The sequence below is a fragment of the Streptomyces coelicoflavus genome, from assembly GCF_003112555.1.
GTDB lineage: Bacteria > Actinomycetota > Actinomycetes > Streptomycetales > Streptomycetaceae > Streptomyces > Streptomyces coelicoflavus.
Genome location: NZ_BEWB01000003.1, coordinates 403,142 through 418,376, shown reverse-complemented (window position 1 = coordinate 418,376; position 15,235 = coordinate 403,142). Strand labels below are relative to the sequence as shown.

The window sequence follows — 15,235 nt, the reverse complement described above, 5'->3', positions numbered from 1 at the left end:
CCGCGCCTCACAGCGGGAGGGTGATCCAGATGCTCTTGCCCCGGCCGTCCTCGTCGCCCCGGACCACGGCGGTGCCGCCCAGGGCGCCGATGAGCTCCATGACGGTCGCCAGGCCCCCGCTCCGGCGGCCACCGGTGCCCGCGCCGTGCAGCCGGGGACGGCAGGGGTGCCGGTCGTGCACGGCGAACGCCAGGCAGTCGGCGCCGGCCGCGTACGTGACGGTCACCTGCTCACTCGGCGGGGAGGCGTGGCGGACGCTGTTGGTGACCAGCTCGCTGAGGATCAGCAGGGCGGGTGCCACCGAGGGGTGCCCGGGGTTCACGCCCCACTCGGCGAGGGCCTGCTCGGCGGTCTCCCGGGCCACCCGGACCGCCGCGGGCGCCGTCGGCAGGGTGAGCACGTGCCGGTGGGGCAAGGGCTGGAGCAGGGTGCTCATCGCGTCTCCACAGCAGAACCCGGTCCGCGGCTTCCTGCGGACCCGGCCCCCAGCATCCAACTACTTGCCAACTTTCGCAATTCAGCAGACCTGCGCTTCGGGGCCGTCCCCGGCCCCCGCCCCACGCCGTTCCCGGGCCGCCCCGGTCCGCCTCAGGCCGCCTCGAGTCGCGGCTCCGGACGCTGCGGTGCGGCCGCGGGCACCGGTTCCCACCCCTTCGTGGTCCGGACGTAGCCGTGGATCACCGAGGCCATCGACAGCAGCAGGAGCGGCCCGAAGATCCACGGGTACCGGGCCATCTCCGGCGCCAGGTAGCGCGTCGACGTCAGGATCGCGGTGAACACCAGCGCCCCGTGCGCGACCAGCAGGCCCCCCGACCGGTCCCAGCCGCGGTCCAGGGCGCGCAGCCCCGCCTCGACCGTGACCGCGAACACCACTCCGGCGACGAGGTCGATGGCGTAGTGGTAGCCGAATCCCAGCGTGGCGGTGAGCGTGGCGACCAGCCAGAACGTCCCGGCCCAGCGCAGGACGCGCGGCCCCTTCCGGGAGTGGATGAAGATCACGACGGCCCAGGCCGTGTGCAGGCTGGGCATGCAGTTGCGGGGCGTGACCCCGTCGTAGGTGAACGGTTGCGGCGTGCCGACCGGCGGCAGCGTGTGCGGCCACAGGTTGGCGATCGCCCACTCCTCGCCGCCGGTGCCGAAGGCCCCGGTGCCGTAGGCGAAGACCGGCCCGACCACCGGGAAGATCATGTAGATGCCCGGTCCGAGCAGACCTATCAGCAGGAAGGTGCGGACCAGGTGGTGGCGCGGGAACCGGCGCTCGGCGGCCACCTTGCGCAGCTGGTACAGGGCGACGACGGCCGCGGCCACCGCGAGCTGGGCGTAGACCCAGTCCAGCAGGTGCTCACCGACCAGGCCGGTGGCCTCGACGGCCCGCCCCATCAGCCAGGACGGGTTCCCCAGCGCGTGGTCGGCGGTCGCCACGTACGGGTCGAGGACGTCGGGGCGGGTCTTGGACGTGATCAGCAGCCAGGCGTCGCCCGTCTTGCGGCCGGCCACAAGGAGCAGGCCCAGCCCGACGCCCTTCAGCAGGAGGATCCGCTCCGGGCCGGTGCGCCGCGTCACGGCGAGGACCCCGCAGCCGAGGACCGCCCACAGCGCGCCGTTGCCGAAGGTGTGGGTGCCGGACGCGGGGGCGTCCGCCGCCCACCGCACCAGCGCGACAGCGAGGTCGATGCCGACCGCGGCGGCCGCCGCGACGAGCCGCTCCCGCCGGCTCAGGACCACCATCGTGAGCGCCAGGCCGGCGTAGAGCAGGGGCCCCGAGGCGGGAGCGAACACCAGCTCCCTGGCCTGGTTGGTCATCGGCCCCGGCAGGCCGTAGCGGCGCGCGGCGACCTCCAGCGCTATGAGGAACGCGAGGGTCGCCGCACCCGCCACGGCCCAGAGTCTCGCCCGCGCCCGGCGCCCGGGTATTCGCGGAGTTTCCCGTGAAGACATGCACAGGAAACTAGCCCATCAGTGGCTGGGCTCCGGCTGCCAGGCGAAGCCGTCCGGGTCCGCGAAGGGACGGGTGCCGCCGGAGAGGACGAGACGGTGGGAGCCGGTGCCCTCGGCGGAGACGCCCGCGACCTTGGCGAGGGCGCGGCGCTTGTAGAGGGAGAGCTTGACGGTGCCCGGCCCGGTGGCGAACTCGACGTACTTGCCGCCGAAGCTCTTGCCCACGGTGAGGCCCTGCTCGACGTAGAACCGCTTGGTGGCCTTGACGTCCTCGACACCGAGGAGGAGGACGACCTCCTCCACGTCGCGGCCGACCGGGGCGGTGTCCTTCTTCGCCGAGGTCGCGATCTGCCAGACCGTGCCGTCCGGTGCCTGGACGACGCCGCCGTAGCCCCACAGCGACTTCGCGGCGGGCTTGAGGACGGTGGCGCCGGCGTCGACGGCGGCGGTGAACAGCGCGTCGACGTTGCCGGGCTGGGCCACCACGAGCGACAGCGTGAAGCCGCGGAAGCCGCTCGTGGGGCTGTCGGAGGCGCGGACCCGCACCCGCGACCCGTCGAGTCCGAAGGCGTCGGAGTAGAAGCGGGCGGCGGCCTCGGGGTCGGCCACTTCGAGGGTGACCGCGTCGATGGAGTTCATGTCCTCGAAGGTAGGGGCGGCCGGGTCCGCGGTGCTTCTCGAAAACTGACGGGCCGCCCCGCCCTGCCGGAACGTCCGGGCGCCAGGCAGACTCTGGGTCACAGGCACGACCACGGAGGATGACCCACACATGATCACGCTCACCAAGGAAGGCGGTCCCGCGGACCTGGACGGAGTGACTCACCTGTCCATCGGCGTCTCCTGGGACCCCACCGCCGGCAGCAGTGGCGGAGTGCTCGGCAAGCTGCGGCGCAAGACCGGCACCGACCTCGACCTGATCGCCGTCGCGATGCAGGGCGGGGACCCGGTGCGCCTCGCCGGACTCGACTCGCTCGACCCCATGGGCAACGGGTCGCTGCTCCACAGCGGCGACAACCAGACCGGCCACGGGGACGGCGACGACGAGACGGTCACCGTCGAGTTCGCACGGCTTCCGAGCGTCATCACGTCGATCGTGTTCGTCGCCGCCGCCTACAAGAAGGGCAGCTCCTTCCAGAAGGCGCGCAACATCAGCTTCAAGGTCTACGACGCGACCGGGGGCAGCTCGGAGCAGGTCGCCGACATCTGGCCCAGCCTGCTCAGCCAGGACAACGGCTGCGCCGTGGCCAAGGCCGTGCGGGTCGGCGGCGCCTGGAAGCTGGAGGTCGTCAACGAGACGGGCAAGATCAAGCAGGGCGACGAGCACGCCCTGATGCGCTTCGCGGTCAGCAAGTAGGACCGTCGGCAAGCAGCAGCGACCGCGCACGCGGGGCCTCTGAAAGGCTCCGCGTGCGCCTCGTCGGCCGGCCGGGTCAGGCGAAGAGGTTGTAGTCCCGGCGCTCCATGAAGGTCCAGGCGACCTCGGCGCGTCCCGCGAACGGCGTCCGCCAGGCGCCCGTGCTCTTGTACAGGTAGGGGTCCTGGTTCTGCGGCCGCACGTCGGTCGCGTACAGGTCGGCCCGGCCGTCGTGGTCGGCGTCGCCGATGCCCACCAGGTGCTCGTAGGTGTTCCAGCCGCCGCCGATCCGGGTGCGGGGCGCGAAACGGCCGTCGCCGTAGCCGAGGTAGAGCCACAGCACGCCGGAGCGGTCGCGGGCCACCAGGTCACCGGCCGGGGCCCCGGCGATGTCGCCGGTCGCCGTGATCTGGTCGTACGCGCCCCAGCCGCCCGTACCGATCTTCACGCGCTTGGCGAAGGGCGCCCGCCAGTTCCCGGTGCCCTTGTACAGCCACAGGGCGCCGGAGGTGTCGGTGGCGACGAGGTCGGCCCGGCCGTCGCCGTTCAGGTCGCTGCCGCCGGTGATCTGACGGTAGACGTTCCAGCCCCCGCCGATCCTGCTGCGGGAGGTGAACGGGGACTCGGCGTCGCCCTTGCCGAGGTACAGCCACAGCACGCCGGAGCGGTCCCTGGCCACCAGGTCGCTCACCGGGGCGCCGCCGAGGTTGCCGGCGCCCTCGATCCGGTCGTAGGCGTTCCAGCCGCCGCCGACGAGCTGCTCCGGGTTCTGGAAGTAGGAGTAAGTGTGCTGCTCCCGGGAGTCGAAGGTGTCGTTGAGCCACAGCCGGCCGCCGGTGTCCCGCGCGAGGACGTCGGGGGAGCCGTCGCCGTCGTAGTCGTGCAGGCCGGGGTCGCGGGCGACCGTGAAGGTGCCTGAGGAGACCAGCTCCGGGCCGATGCCGTTGAGCGGCCTGGCCTCGATGCGCCAGGTGTACGGGCCGGCTCCGGCGGCGGAGTACATGCCGCGGGTGCTGTTCCACTCCACGTCGCCGAACCAGTCGAGGTGGACGCGGTGCGGGTCGCCGTACCCGGTCGACAGGGGGTACACGTCGGCCCGCTTCACCTCCCCGGTACGGGTGTTGCGCAGCGTGATGTCCATCGCCACGTTGACCCGGGACAGGCGCCACTCCAGGCGGAACCGGCCCTTGTTCCGGTCGAGGTCGACCACGTCGGGGATGTCGTCCCCGAGCAGCGTCACCTTCGTCGCCTCGCCGCTGCTCGCCACGCGGGTGGCGACCGGCGTCCCGTCGGCGCCGGGGGCGATCCGGTACAGGCCCTCGCCGCCCGCCGCCGTGCCGCCGCTGACGTAGAGGGTGCCGTCGGGTGCCGTGGCCGTCTGCCGCGTGTGGTCGAGGAGCTTGCGGGTGGCGCCGGTGGTGAGGTGACGGGCCGTCAGGGCGTACAGGGGGTTCGGGTACTGGGCCGTCAGTTCGCTGCTCACGCCGTACGTCACCCAGTCGCCCACGAGGCCGACCAGCACGTCGCCGGACGCCTGCCCGATCGCGAAGCGCCGGTCGGTGCCGGTGCCGCGCGGGGCGACGACCACGTGGCTCCCGCCCTGGGCGTCCGTCTCGGCCCAGGCCACGTGCGTCTCGGAGAGGGTGACCGAGGCGGGGGCGGAGTCCGTGGTGTGACGCCGCACGACGGCGCCGTCGGCCAGGTCGACCAGCGCCCACTGCCAGGTGCCCGCCGTCTTGTAGGTCAGTACGGCGCGGTCGGGAGTGCCCGCGACGACGTGCGGGTTGTCCGCGTCGCGCGGCAGACCGGTCACCGTGCGCGCGGCCGGTGCGCCGTCCACCATGTCGACGAGGTGGACGTCCTCGCCTCCGGCGTCGTTCGCGGTGCTGACGAAGAGGGTGGTGCCGACCGCACCGGCGGACTGTCCCGAGGGGCCGAAGTCGTCCGGGTCCACGACCGTCACGGACTTCTTCGTCCGCATGTCGCGCAGTTCGACGCGGCCGTCGGACAGGAGGAGCACCACCGCGTCCGACGCCTCGGCGCCCAAGGCGACCCAGGCGGACCGGCCCTCCATCGGGTCGGTGGTCGAACCGTCGGCGAAACTGGTCCAGAGAACGTCCGCGGCACCGCCCTCGCCCCAGGTCAGGAAGCCCGTCGAGCCGACGCCCGCCAACTGGCTCCGGCCGGCCGGATACGGCACCGCCGCCTGCCGGACGTCTTGGACCGCCGTCGCGGAGGCGGCCGTCGCAGCGGACGCGGACGAGGGCGCGGACAAGGGCGCGGTGGCCGGCGCGGCCACGGCCTGGCCGCCGGCCGACACGGTGGCGAGCACGGCGGCGATCGCCACGGTCAGACGCAGCCGGGAAACACGAGAACGGTGCAACGTACGGTCCCTCCCCAGGAGAAGGCCGCGGCGAACGTCGGACGCACGCGGCCGGATGCGCGGGGCGACCGGATGGGACCCCCCTCAACCGGTACGTCGCCTCGCGCGAAGATCCGCTGGAGAATAGCAGCGCGCTCCCGCAGAGGTCCCCGGGTTGTTCCGCCCCATTCCCGATCCCGGCGTCCGGCGCTCACTCCCCGCCGGTGCCGGTCCGCGCGCCCGGCCGCGGGGCGAGGACGGCGCCGGTCACCTCGGCGGAGGAGGCCATGACGTCGGCCGTGAAACGGCGCCGTCCCACCCCGAGCCGGCGCAGCCCCGCGCCGTGGTCGGCGGCGACGACGAGGGTGGCCGCCAGGAGGAGCAGCCGCCACAGCGCCATCACGGGGCGGCGGGTCACGGCGGGGAGTTCGGCCAGTGAGTCGTGCAGCCGCTCGCAGTGGAAGGGGACGTGGCGCCGCTCGTCGGCCAGGATCCGGCCGGCCACCTCCGAGGTCAGCGCGTCGTCGGTGCCGTCCCTGAGGGCCCGGTAGTAACGCAGCGCCACGACCTCGGCGATCATCAGCACCAGCAGTTCCGTGCGCAGGCCCAGCAGCCGCCGCAGCCGAACGAACACCGTGTCGCTCCAGTGGCCGCTCAGCGTCGGCCGCCCGCCCGCGGCCAGCAGCAGGGCGAGGAGCCGGGCGTGGTTCTGCTCCTCGGCGACGAAGAGCCGCACCGCCCGCGCGTAGTCGGCGTCGCCCGCCTCCTCGGCCTTGGCGACCAGGTTCGCGCCGTCACCGTCCTCACCGACCTGGAAGCGCTGGACGCCCGCCCACACCGCCCGGTGCAGCACGGCGCCCCGCGCCCAGTCCGGGTCGCCCTGCGCCCGCCTGCGCTCGCACTCCTCCTCGAACCGACGTGTCCACCCGGCGTACCCGTCCCCGTCCACTGCGCCGCCCCTCTCCCGGACACGGCCGCCGCGCCCTGGAAGGGGACGACGCCGACGGACGCCGAACCGTTCCGCCAGAACCGTTTCCCCTCCGCCGCTCGGGCCGGCCCCACCGGGCCCGCACCCCCGCACACCCGCCCGCCCGCACGACGTGTCCTTCGTCTCGATGCGGGGGCGTCGGCACCCCCGCACCCCCGATTCCCGGCGGGCCGGCCGAAGAAATCGGCCGTCGTCCGGGGAATATTCCCGGGCGGCCCACCGGGCCGGGATTTGCGTCGGCACCCGCCCGATCACGGCGTGCTACTGTCGAGGGAAGTTGCAGTTGTGGTTGCCTGAAGGTTTTTTCCGACGGGGTGATCATCGCGGCGACCGGAGTGCACACAGGGTGAACTCCGAGCACCGTACCGAAGGAGAAAACATGGCTTCCGGCACCGTGAAGTGGTTCAACGCCGAAAAGGGCTTCGGCTTCATCGAGCAGGACGGCGGCGGTCCCGACGTCTTCGCCCACTACTCGAACATCAACGCGCAGGGCTTCCGTGAGCTGCTCGAGGGCCAGAAGGTGACCTTCGACATCGCGCAGGGCCAGAAGGGCCCGACGGCCGAGAACATCACCCCGGCCTGACGCTCTCGCACACTCGGCAGCTGGGGCCCGCACCTTGGGGTGCGGGTCCCAGCTCGCCGCGTTTCCGGGCTCATTCACTTACGGCGCGTTCCGCGCCGTCCGCTTTCACCAATTCTTCCGGTCCTTCGGCCCGATGCGCCGAAATCGACCGGACCGGCTCGTTCTTGCGATTCCCTGCGCCGCTCGTCCGCTGCGGGTCTCCCTTGATACGTGCCGTATCGAGGAAGGTCCCCCATGAACCGCGCACGCGCGAACGACCGCCGACGCTCCGGTGACGGCCCCCGCCGCTCCCGTTCGACCGGCCGCCCCCAGAACTCCGGCCGCCGCCCGGCCGCCGCACCCCAGGGCGGCGAGTTCGCCCTCCCCAAGACCATCACCCCGGCGCTGCCCGCCGTCGAGACCTTCGCCGAACTCGACCTGCCGGCCCGCATGCTGGCCGCGCTCGGCGACCAGGGCGTGACCGAGCCGTTCCCGATCCAGGCGGCGACCCTGCCGAACTCCCTGGCCGGACGGGACGTGCTCGGCCGCGGCCGCACCGGTTCGGGCAAGACGCTCGCCTTCGGTCTGGCCCTGCTGGCCCGCACGGCCGGCCGGCGTGCCGAGCCGCGGCGTCCGCTCGCCCTGGTCCTCGTCCCCACCCGTGAGCTGGCCCAGCAGGTCACCGACGCGCTCACCCCGTACGCCCGCGCCGTGGGCCTCAGGTCGGCCACCGTGGTCGGCGGCATGTCCATCGGCCGGCAGGCCGGGGCACTGCGCTCCGGCGCGGAGGTCGTCGTCGCCACACCCGGGCGGCTCAAGGACCTCATCGACCGCGGCGACTGCGCCCTCGGCGACGTCACCATCACGGTCCTGGACGAGGCGGACCAGATGACCGACATGGGCTTCATGCCGCAGGTCACCGCCCTGCTCGACCAGGTGCAGCCGGACGGGCAGCGGATGCTGTTCTCCGCCACCCTGGACCGCAACGTCGACAAGCTGGTCCGCCGCTACCTGAGCGACCCGGTGGTGCACTCCGTCGACCCGTCGGCCGGTGCCGTCACCACGATGGAGCACCACGTCCTGCACGTGCAGGACGAGGACAAGCAGCGCGCGACCGTCGAGATCGCGGCGCGCGACGGCCGGGTCATCATGTTCCTGGACACCAAGCACCGGGTGGACCGGCTGGTGAAGCAGCTGCTGAAGAGCGGCGTGCGCGCGGCCGGCCTGCACGGCGGCAAGTCCCAGCCGCAGCGCACCCGGACCCTCGCCCAGTTCAAGGACGGGCAGGTGACGGCGCTGGTGGCGACCAACGTCGCGGCCCGCGGCATCCACGTCGACAACCTCGACCTGGTCGTCAACGTCGACCCGCCCGGCGACCACAAGGACTACCTGCACCGGGGCGGACGTACGGCCCGCGCCGGCGAGTCCGGCAGCGTCGTCACGCTGGTGACGCCGGACCAGCGGCGCGAGATGACCCGCCTGATGTCCCTGGCCGGTATCACCCCGCAGGTCACCCCGGTCCGCTCGGGCGAGACCGAACTGGCCCGCATCACCGGTGCCCAGGCCCCCTCCGGGGTCCCCGTCGTCATCGCCGTACCGGTGGTGGAGCGACCCCGACGGGCCGCCTCCGGCTCGGGCTCCTCGTCCCGCGGCCGCCGCGGCCGTTCCTCGGGACGCGGCGGCGGGCAGGGGACCGGCGGCGCGTCGAACCGCACCGGCACCGCTCAGTCCCGCACCGGCGCCGCACAGCCCCGGACCGGCCAGGGGCGCACCGCCCAGGGCCGCCCCGCCGGCGAAGCCCCGCGCCGCCGGCCGCGCCGCCAGTCCACCGGTGGCTCGACCGGCTCGGCGGCCTGACCCCATCCGCTCCATCCCCCTTGTGGAGGCATCATGCGCTGTGTCATCGCCCGGTACCCGTTCGACCTCACCAAGGGCGGGGTGCTGGACTCGATGAAGGGCATCACGCCCGAGGCCGTCACCGGTGAGTCCGTGACGATCGGCCGCCGCCGCTACCCCGTCAAGCAGGTGGGCGAGGTCGTCACCCGGCAGGACCGCCGCGACTTCTCCGCCGGCGAGGTGACCCGGGCGATGACCCGCCTCGGCTTCACCTGCCACCCCGCCCCGGGCGCCGAGCCCGCGCCGGCGGCGCCCGCCGCCAGTCCGGTCGAGACGGCGTCCGCGCTGCTCGGCGGCGCCCCCGCCACGCCCCAGGACCTCTGAGGCGGGCACCGACCTCACGAGGTCAGCACAGTCCCGTGGCCCGGCCCCCGTCGTCCCAGCGGACCTCCAGCACGCGCTGGACGGCCGCGCGGTCGAGGGGGCCGAACACGTGCGGGAACAGGGTGCCCTCGGCGACGCCGGGCGGCGGGACCGGTTCCGGCGCCTCCCACACGCACCTCGCGGTGAGCCGGTCCTCGTCGAGGAGCAGCGCCACCAGGGGCCGGGGCGCCTCGCGGTAGAACGCGTTCACGACGGCGAGCGTCGTCGCCTCGTCGGGCGAGCAGTGGACGAAGCCGTCCGTGGCGAGGGATGCGGGCGCGTACGGCCGGGCCGGGTCGGCGTTCCACTCGGCGAGCGGCACCACGTGATAGATCATCGCCCCGTTGTAGCAGCCGTGTCCGCTGCGGCGGCCGTGCCGTCCCGCTCCGCGGGGCCGTGGGCCGAGGGCGTGGGCGCCACGGTGCCGGGCGCGCCCGACGGGGCCCGCCGGCCGGGCGGGTCGCTCGGCTCGACCGACGGCACGGAGGCCGACGGCTCGGAGGCGGGCGGCGCCGAGGGCGACGGGGTGGCGGCGGTCGTCGGGGACGCCTCGGTCGGCAGGGCGGGGTCCGGACCGGGCGAGCGTGCCGGGTCGCGGGGCGGCACCGGGCTCGGTGAGGCCTGCGGCGTGGGGTCGGCGGGGGCCGGGGCCAGCGGTGGTGCCGGGCTCGCGGGCGGTGCGGGGGCCGCCCAGTGCAGCGGCAGCGCGATCAGGGCCGCGGCGGCGGCGGTCGCGGCCGCCCCGGCGGCGGCCCGCAGCAGGCGCCGCCGGGAGGCCGCCCGCCGGATCGCCTCGTAGCGTCCCGGGGGCGGGCCCAGGAACTCCGCGTCCGGACGCAGCACCACCAGCAGCGGATCGTCGCCCTCCCCCGCGAACCCCGGCTGGTTCCGGTCGTCCGAGCCGTCCGGGCCCTCCTCAAGGCGTGTGGTCAAGGCTTCTCCTCAGGTGGACGCGGAGCAGTTCGCGGGCCGCGTGCAGGTCGGCCTTGACGGTCCCTTCCTTGCGTCCGGTCAGCACGGACACCTCCCGGATCGGCATGTCGGCGTAGTAGTGCAGCAGGATCGGCACCCGCAGCCGCTCCGGCAGGGACTGTACGAGCAGCCGCACCGACGGGTCGGCCTGTTCCGGGTGCGGACGCACCGCGACCTCCGCGGTGACCCGGCGCACCGCCCGGCGCTCGCGCTCCAGTTTGCGCCAGTGGTCCCGGACCAGGTTGGCGGCGGTGACGTAGAGGAAGCCCCGCGGCTCCTCCACGGACGTCCAGCGGGCCCAGAGCCGGGTGAACGCCTCCGAGGCGATCTCGTGGGCCGTCTCGTCGTCGTCGACGAGCCGGCGGCACCAGCCGGCGAGGCGCGGATACAGGGCGGCGAACAACTCGGACGCCGCCCTGTCACGGGACCGTTTCAACGCTCTCCATGGTCGTGAGGGTATGCGGTGCGTGCGGGCGCTACCCGCCCTTGGTCGCGCTCAGTTCGGCGAAGACGATCACGTTGTCCCGGTACTCGTCACCGTCGCGCGGGCCGCCGCAGGTGATGAGCCGCAACTCCGGTCCCGCCACGTCCCCGTAGACGTCGTCCGTAGGGAAGTCGGCCTTGGACACCGTCCGTACGGCGGTGACCGCGAAGGCCGCCTCCGTGCCGTTCTCCAGCCGGGCCTCGATCCGGTCGCCGCGGTGCAGCCGCGCCAGGTGCCGGAAGACCCCGTCGCCGTACCGGCCCACCGTGACGTGGCCCAGGAGGACCGAGGGACCCGTCTGGCCCGGGGTCGGCGAGTGCCGGTACCAGCCGGCGCGGTCGTCGTCCGTGACGGGCGGGACCTCCACCGTGCCGTCCGACGCCAGCCCCAGGTCCGTCACCGGGGTGTCGACCCCGATGGCGGGGATGCGCAGCCCCACCGGCACCGAACGCGCCAGGGGCCGCACCGACTTCGCCGGTGCGTGCGCGGGCGGTGCCGTTCTCGTCGCGGTCGCCGAGGGGACGGGAGCGGCGTCGCCGTCCCCCTGGCCGCCGCCGCAGCCGCAGCCGGCGAGCAGCGCGGCCAGTGCGGCGGTGGCAAGCACGCGACCGGGGCGCGGGATCACGCGCCCGTCGCCGCCCGTCGACGGCGTACGACGAGCAGGACCGCGCCGCCCGCGACGAGCACCCCGCCGGCGCCCGCGCCGACCAGCCCGGTGCCGTTGCCCGCCGGGTCCTCGGACGCCGCCACCCCGGTGTCGGCCGCGCCCTCGGGCACGACGGAGACCTGGCCGTCGCCGGTCGCGGGTGCCGGTGCCCGGGTGGGCTCCTCCGCCGGGACGCTGACGGACGGCACGGGGCTCGCCTCGGTCGCCTCGGTCGGTTCGGCGCCGGGGCTCGGGGCGCTCTCGGCGGGGGCGGACGGGACCGGGGTGGGGTCGTCGGCGAACGCGGGCGCGGTGCCCGCCAGTACGGCGGTGCAGGCCAGGGCCACGGCACTGAGGATGGTACGGCGCATCGGGTCGCTCTCTCTCGTGGTCTGTGCGTCGGCGCACCGCGGGGGTGCGGGACGGATCGGACGGAGAGACGAGGCGGGGGCGGGGCGGGTTGTAAAGCGTTGGCAAAGCCGCGGCGGGGGGGCGGTGCCTCGGCCCGCGTCGCGGGGCACGCACGGCGTCGTCCCCCGGCTCTTACGGACCCGTGACGGGCCGGGCGGGGCGCCCGGTCCGGCGCCCCCGCGGGCCTAGCGTGGGGTGCATGCGCGTACTGGTCACCGGCAGCGCCGGTTTCATCGGCTCCCACGTCGCCGACGCCCTGCGGGAGCACGGTCACGAGCCCGTCGGCTACGACGTCCGCGAGGACCCCGGCGCCGACGTGCGCGACCCGGCGGCGGTGGCCCGGGCGCTGGACGGCGTGGACGCCGTGTGCCACCAGGCGGCGATGGTCGGTCTCGGCAACGGCTTCGCCGACGCGGCGGAGTACGTCTCCCGCAACGACCTCGGCACCGCCGTCCTGCTCACCGCGGCGGCCGGTGCGGGCGTGCGGCGGCTGGTGCTCGCCGGGTCGATGGTCGTGTACGGGGAGGGCCGGTACCTCTGCCCCCGGCACGGCGTGGTGCGGCCGGGTCCGCGCGCCGTCGCCGACCTGGACGCGGGCCGGTTCGAACCCGCGTGCCCGGAGTGCGGCGCGGAGCTGTCGCCCGGGCTGGTCGGCGAGGACGCCCCGGCCGACCCGCGCAACGTGTACGCCACGACCAAGCTGGCCCAGGAGCACCTGGCCGCCGCCTGGGCCCGGACGACCGGCGCGACGGCGGTGTCGCTGCGCTACCACAACGTGTACGGCCCCCGGATGCCCCGCGACACCCCGTACGCCGGGGTCGCCTCCTTCTTCCGCTCCGCGCTGGCCCGCGGTGAGGCGCCGCGCGTCTTCGAGGACGGCCGCCAGCGCCGGGACTTCGTGCACGTGCGGGACGTGGCCGCCGCGAACGTCGCCGCGCTGGAGGCCGCCGGGCTGCCGGAGGGCGCCCTCAGCGCCTACAACACCGGCAGCGGTGAGCCGCACACGGTGGGCGAGATGGCCGTCGCCCTGGCCGCCGCCCACGGCGGACCCGAGCCCGTCGTCACCGGCGAGTACCGCCTCGGCGACGTCCGCCACATCACCGCCGACTCCACCCGCCTGCGGACCGAGCTGGGCTGGCGGCCACGGGTGGGGTTCGCGGAGGGCATGCGGGAGTTCGCCCGGGCGGGCCTGCGGGGGGAGTGACCCGGCCCCGCCCCGGCCGTCCCGGCACCGGTCAGGCCTCCGCCAGCGGCAGGGTCACCTCGAAGCGGCAGCCGCCGGGGATGTTGCGGACCGTGGCGCGGCCGCGGTGGGCCTCGACGATGCCCCGGACGATGGCGAGGCCGAGGCCCGCACCGGCCGGGGGCGTACGGGCGTGGGTGCCGCGCCAGCCGGTGTCGAAGACCCGCGGCAGGTCCTCCTCGGGGATGCCGCCGCAGCCGTCGGTCACGGAGAGCACCACGCCGTCGGCCGAGCGTTCGGCGGCGACCGCGACGGTGCCGTCGGCGGGGGTGCGGCGGATCGCGTTGACCAGCAGGTTGCCCAGGACCCGGCTCATCTCCTTGCCGTCCACCTCGACCGGTACGGCCGCCACCGCGTCGCCGACCAGCCGTACACCCTGCTCGCGCGCCAGCGGGTCCGCGCCCGCGAGGGCGTCGCCCACCAGGTCGTAGAGCGAGATGCGGGCCGGGGCGAGCGCAAGGGTGCCGGCGTGGATGCGGGACAGTTCGAAGAGGTCGCCCACCATGTCGTTGAGGCGTTCCACCTCGGCGCGGATCTGCCGCAGGTAGCGGTCGGGGTCGGCGGCGACGCCGTCCTCCAGCGCCTCGGACATGGCGCGCAGCCCGGCCAGCGGGGTGCGCAGGTCGTGCGAGATCCAGGCGACCAGCTCGCGCCGGGAGGTCTCCAGGGCGCGCTCCCGCTCCCGGGACGCGGCGAGCCGGGCGCTGGTCGCCGCCAGTTCGCGGCTGAGCGCGTCCAGTTCGGCGGTCCCCGGGACGGCGGGGGCCGCGTAGCCGCCGTCGTCGCCGAACGACCGCGCCGCGACCGCCAGTTCGCGGCTGCGGGCGACGACCCAGCGGCCCAGCAGCAGCGCGGTCGCCAGGGAGACGACGGCCGCCATCGCCACGACGGTCGTGACGACGGACAGGTCGTGCGGGGACAGGAACATCGCCCACGCGACGGCCAGCGTGCCCGCGAGCATCGCGAGGACGGCGACCGCCGCCACCACCGCGAGCGACGCGGTCAGCGACCGCCGCCGGATCAGCCGCAGCACGGCCGCGCCCACCAGGCCGGTGACGGCGGCGCCGGCGAAGGCGTACAGGGCGATGAGGAGGGTGGCGTGCACGTCAGTCCGCCTCCCTGCCGGTGGCGTCGAAGCGGTAGCCCACGCCCCACACCGTCCGGATCAGCCGGGGCCGGGCCGGATCGTCCTCGACCTTGCCGCGCAGCCGCCGGACGTGGACGGTCACCGTGGACAGGTCGCCGAAGTCCCAGCCCCACACCTCGCGCATCAGCTCCTCCCGGGAGAACGCCCGCCCCGGGTGCCGCAGGAAGAAGGTGAGGAGGTCGAACTCGCGCAGTGTCAGGGCGAGTTCGGTGCCGTGCTTGGTGGCCCTGCGGGCGGCCGGGTCGACGGTGAGACCGGCCGCGGACGGCGGGCGGGGCGCCCGGACCGGGGCCGGGCGGGTGCGGCGCAGGACGGACTCCACCCGCAGCACCAGCTCACGCGGGCTGAACGGCTTGGTCACGTAGTCGTCGGCGCCGACCTCGAGGCCGAGGATACGGTCGTCCTCGTCGCCGCGGGCGGTCAGCATGACGACCGGCACGGGCCCCCGCACGCGCAGCCGCCGGCACACCTCGAGGCCGTCCATGCCGGGCAGCATGAGGTCGAGCACCACCAGGTCGGGCCGGTGCGCGTCCGCCCTGGCGAGCGCGGCCGGGCCGTCACCGGCCCGGTCGACGCGGTAACCGGCCCGGTCGAGGTACCCGGCCACGACCTCCGCGACGGTGGGGTCGTCGTCCACGACGAGGATCCGGGCGGGGACGGCGGGAGGCTCGGCAGCGGGCCCGTCCCCGGACCCGGCCGATGGCTCCGCGGGTGCGGTCGGGGGCGGGCCCGCCGGAGCGGGGTCGTGGGGCTGCTGATGCATGGCCCCACCCTCGCACCGCACCGTCGGCGGCGCCCTTCCCCGGCCGGTCCGGGCCCGCGACGTCCGTGTTTCGTAAGGAGTGAAAGCCCGATTCGTCCGGTTCCGG

17 protein-coding genes are annotated in these 15,235 nt (G+C 74.8%); 5 read left to right on the top strand and 12 right to left on the bottom strand.

The genetic code is table 11. The features are described from left to right. Nucleotides 1–7 precede the first annotated feature (7 nt). The 3 genes from Sco07f_RS07070 to Sco07f_RS07060 form a co-directional block, all read right to left on the bottom strand. The gene (locus Sco07f_RS07070; RefSeq protein WP_054103054.1) at nucleotides 8–436 is read right to left on the bottom strand and encodes an ATP-binding protein; all 429 of its coding nucleotides are present in this window, start codon (nucleotides 434–436) and stop codon (nucleotides 8–10) included. A 152-nt stretch (nucleotides 437–588) separates the two neighbouring features. After that, nucleotides 589–1,878 carry a phosphatase PAP2 family protein gene (locus tag Sco07f_RS07065; RefSeq protein ID WP_108987277.1) on the bottom strand — a complete coding sequence of 430 codons (1,290 nt, stop codon included), beginning with the start codon at nucleotides 1,876–1,878 and terminating at the stop codon, nucleotides 589–591. Between the two features lie 78 nt (nucleotides 1,879–1,956). Further along, nucleotides 1,957–2,577: a VOC family protein gene (locus Sco07f_RS07060; protein WP_087790171.1), complete on the bottom strand. Its 621-nt coding sequence runs from the start codon at nucleotides 2,575–2,577 to the stop codon at nucleotides 1,957–1,959. Between the two features lie 130 nt (nucleotides 2,578–2,707). On the opposite strand from Sco07f_RS07060, the gene Sco07f_RS07055 reads away from it, so the two are divergent. Next, nucleotides 2,708–3,292, top strand: coding sequence for a TerD family protein (locus Sco07f_RS07055; RefSeq protein ID WP_007451743.1), 585 nt, complete (start codon nucleotides 2,708–2,710; stop codon nucleotides 3,290–3,292). A gap of 76 nt (nucleotides 3,293–3,368) precedes the next feature. Here the strand turns inward: Sco07f_RS07055 and Sco07f_RS07050 are convergent, their stop codons facing one another. Beyond that, nucleotides 3,369–5,639 carry an FG-GAP-like repeat-containing protein gene (locus Sco07f_RS07050; protein ID WP_108987276.1) on the bottom strand — a complete coding sequence of 757 codons (2,271 nt, stop codon included), beginning with the start codon at nucleotides 5,637–5,639 and terminating at the stop codon, nucleotides 3,369–3,371. A 226-nt stretch (nucleotides 5,640–5,865) separates the two neighbouring features. Further along, nucleotides 5,866–6,603: a hypothetical protein gene (locus Sco07f_RS07045; protein WP_054103051.1), complete on the bottom strand. Its 738-nt coding sequence runs from the start codon at nucleotides 6,601–6,603 to the stop codon at nucleotides 5,866–5,868. A gap of 418 nt (nucleotides 6,604–7,021) precedes the next feature. On the opposite strand from Sco07f_RS07045, the gene Sco07f_RS07040 reads away from it, so the two are divergent. From Sco07f_RS07040 to Sco07f_RS07030, 3 genes are all read left to right on the top strand, one after another. Further along, a complete protein-coding gene (locus tag Sco07f_RS07040; protein ID WP_003975209.1) occupies nucleotides 7,022–7,225 on the top strand; it encodes a cold-shock protein in 204 nt (67 codons plus the stop codon). Between the two features lie 234 nt (nucleotides 7,226–7,459). Next, nucleotides 7,460–9,061, top strand: a complete 1,602-nt coding sequence (locus Sco07f_RS07035; protein ID WP_108987275.1) for a DEAD/DEAH box helicase — start codon at nucleotides 7,460–7,462, stop codon at nucleotides 9,059–9,061. 33 nt (nucleotides 9,062–9,094) lie between these two features. Then, a complete protein-coding gene (locus Sco07f_RS07030; RefSeq protein ID WP_108987274.1) occupies nucleotides 9,095–9,424 on the top strand; it encodes an SCO5918 family protein in 330 nt (109 codons plus the stop codon). A gap of 22 nt (nucleotides 9,425–9,446) precedes the next feature. On the opposite strand, the gene Sco07f_RS07025 is transcribed toward Sco07f_RS07030, so the two are convergent. The 5 genes from Sco07f_RS07025 to Sco07f_RS07005 are packed head-to-tail and all read right to left on the bottom strand — an operon-like array spanning nucleotide 9,447 to nucleotide 11,936. After that, on the bottom strand, nucleotides 9,447–9,800 hold the full coding sequence (locus Sco07f_RS07025; RefSeq protein ID WP_108987273.1) for a DUF952 domain-containing protein: 354 nt from the start codon (nucleotides 9,798–9,800) through the stop codon (nucleotides 9,447–9,449). After that, nucleotides 9,797–10,396: a hypothetical protein gene (locus tag Sco07f_RS07020; protein WP_174855314.1), complete on the bottom strand. Its 600-nt coding sequence runs from the start codon at nucleotides 10,394–10,396 to the stop codon at nucleotides 9,797–9,799. The genes Sco07f_RS07025 and Sco07f_RS07020 overlap by 4 nt, the downstream gene beginning before the upstream one ends. Beyond that, on the bottom strand, nucleotides 10,380–10,871 hold the full coding sequence (locus Sco07f_RS07015; RefSeq protein WP_003975205.1) for an RNA polymerase sigma factor: 492 nt from the start codon (nucleotides 10,869–10,871) through the stop codon (nucleotides 10,380–10,382). Before Sco07f_RS07015 ends, Sco07f_RS07020 begins: the two co-directional genes overlap by 17 nt. 40 nt (nucleotides 10,872–10,911) lie before the next feature. Then, nucleotides 10,912–11,544, bottom strand: coding sequence for a class F sortase (locus tag Sco07f_RS07010; protein ID WP_108987272.1), 633 nt, complete (start codon nucleotides 11,542–11,544; stop codon nucleotides 10,912–10,914). Next, complete coding sequence (locus Sco07f_RS07005) at nucleotides 11,541–11,936, bottom strand: Tat pathway signal sequence domain protein (RefSeq protein ID WP_167468043.1); 396 nt, start codon at nucleotides 11,934–11,936, stop codon at nucleotides 11,541–11,543. The genes Sco07f_RS07010 and Sco07f_RS07005 overlap by 4 nt, the downstream gene beginning before the upstream one ends. A 239-nt stretch (nucleotides 11,937–12,175) precedes the next feature. Between Sco07f_RS07005 and Sco07f_RS07000 the strand changes: the two genes are divergently transcribed. Beyond that, entirely contained in the window at nucleotides 12,176–13,180 is a 1,005-nt protein-coding gene (locus Sco07f_RS07000) for an NAD-dependent epimerase/dehydratase family protein (RefSeq protein WP_108987270.1), read from the top strand. Nucleotides 13,181–13,211: 31 nt separating this feature from the next. Here the strand turns inward: Sco07f_RS07000 and Sco07f_RS06995 are convergent, their stop codons facing one another. After that, nucleotides 13,212–14,324, bottom strand: a complete 1,113-nt coding sequence (locus tag Sco07f_RS06995; RefSeq protein WP_007451600.1) for a sensor histidine kinase — start codon at nucleotides 14,322–14,324, stop codon at nucleotides 13,212–13,214. A 1-nt stretch (nucleotide 14,325) separates the two neighbouring features. Further along, complete coding sequence (locus Sco07f_RS06990; RefSeq protein WP_108987269.1) at nucleotides 14,326–15,129, bottom strand: response regulator transcription factor; 804 nt, start codon at nucleotides 15,127–15,129, stop codon at nucleotides 14,326–14,328. Nucleotides 15,130–15,235 lie beyond the last annotated feature (106 nt).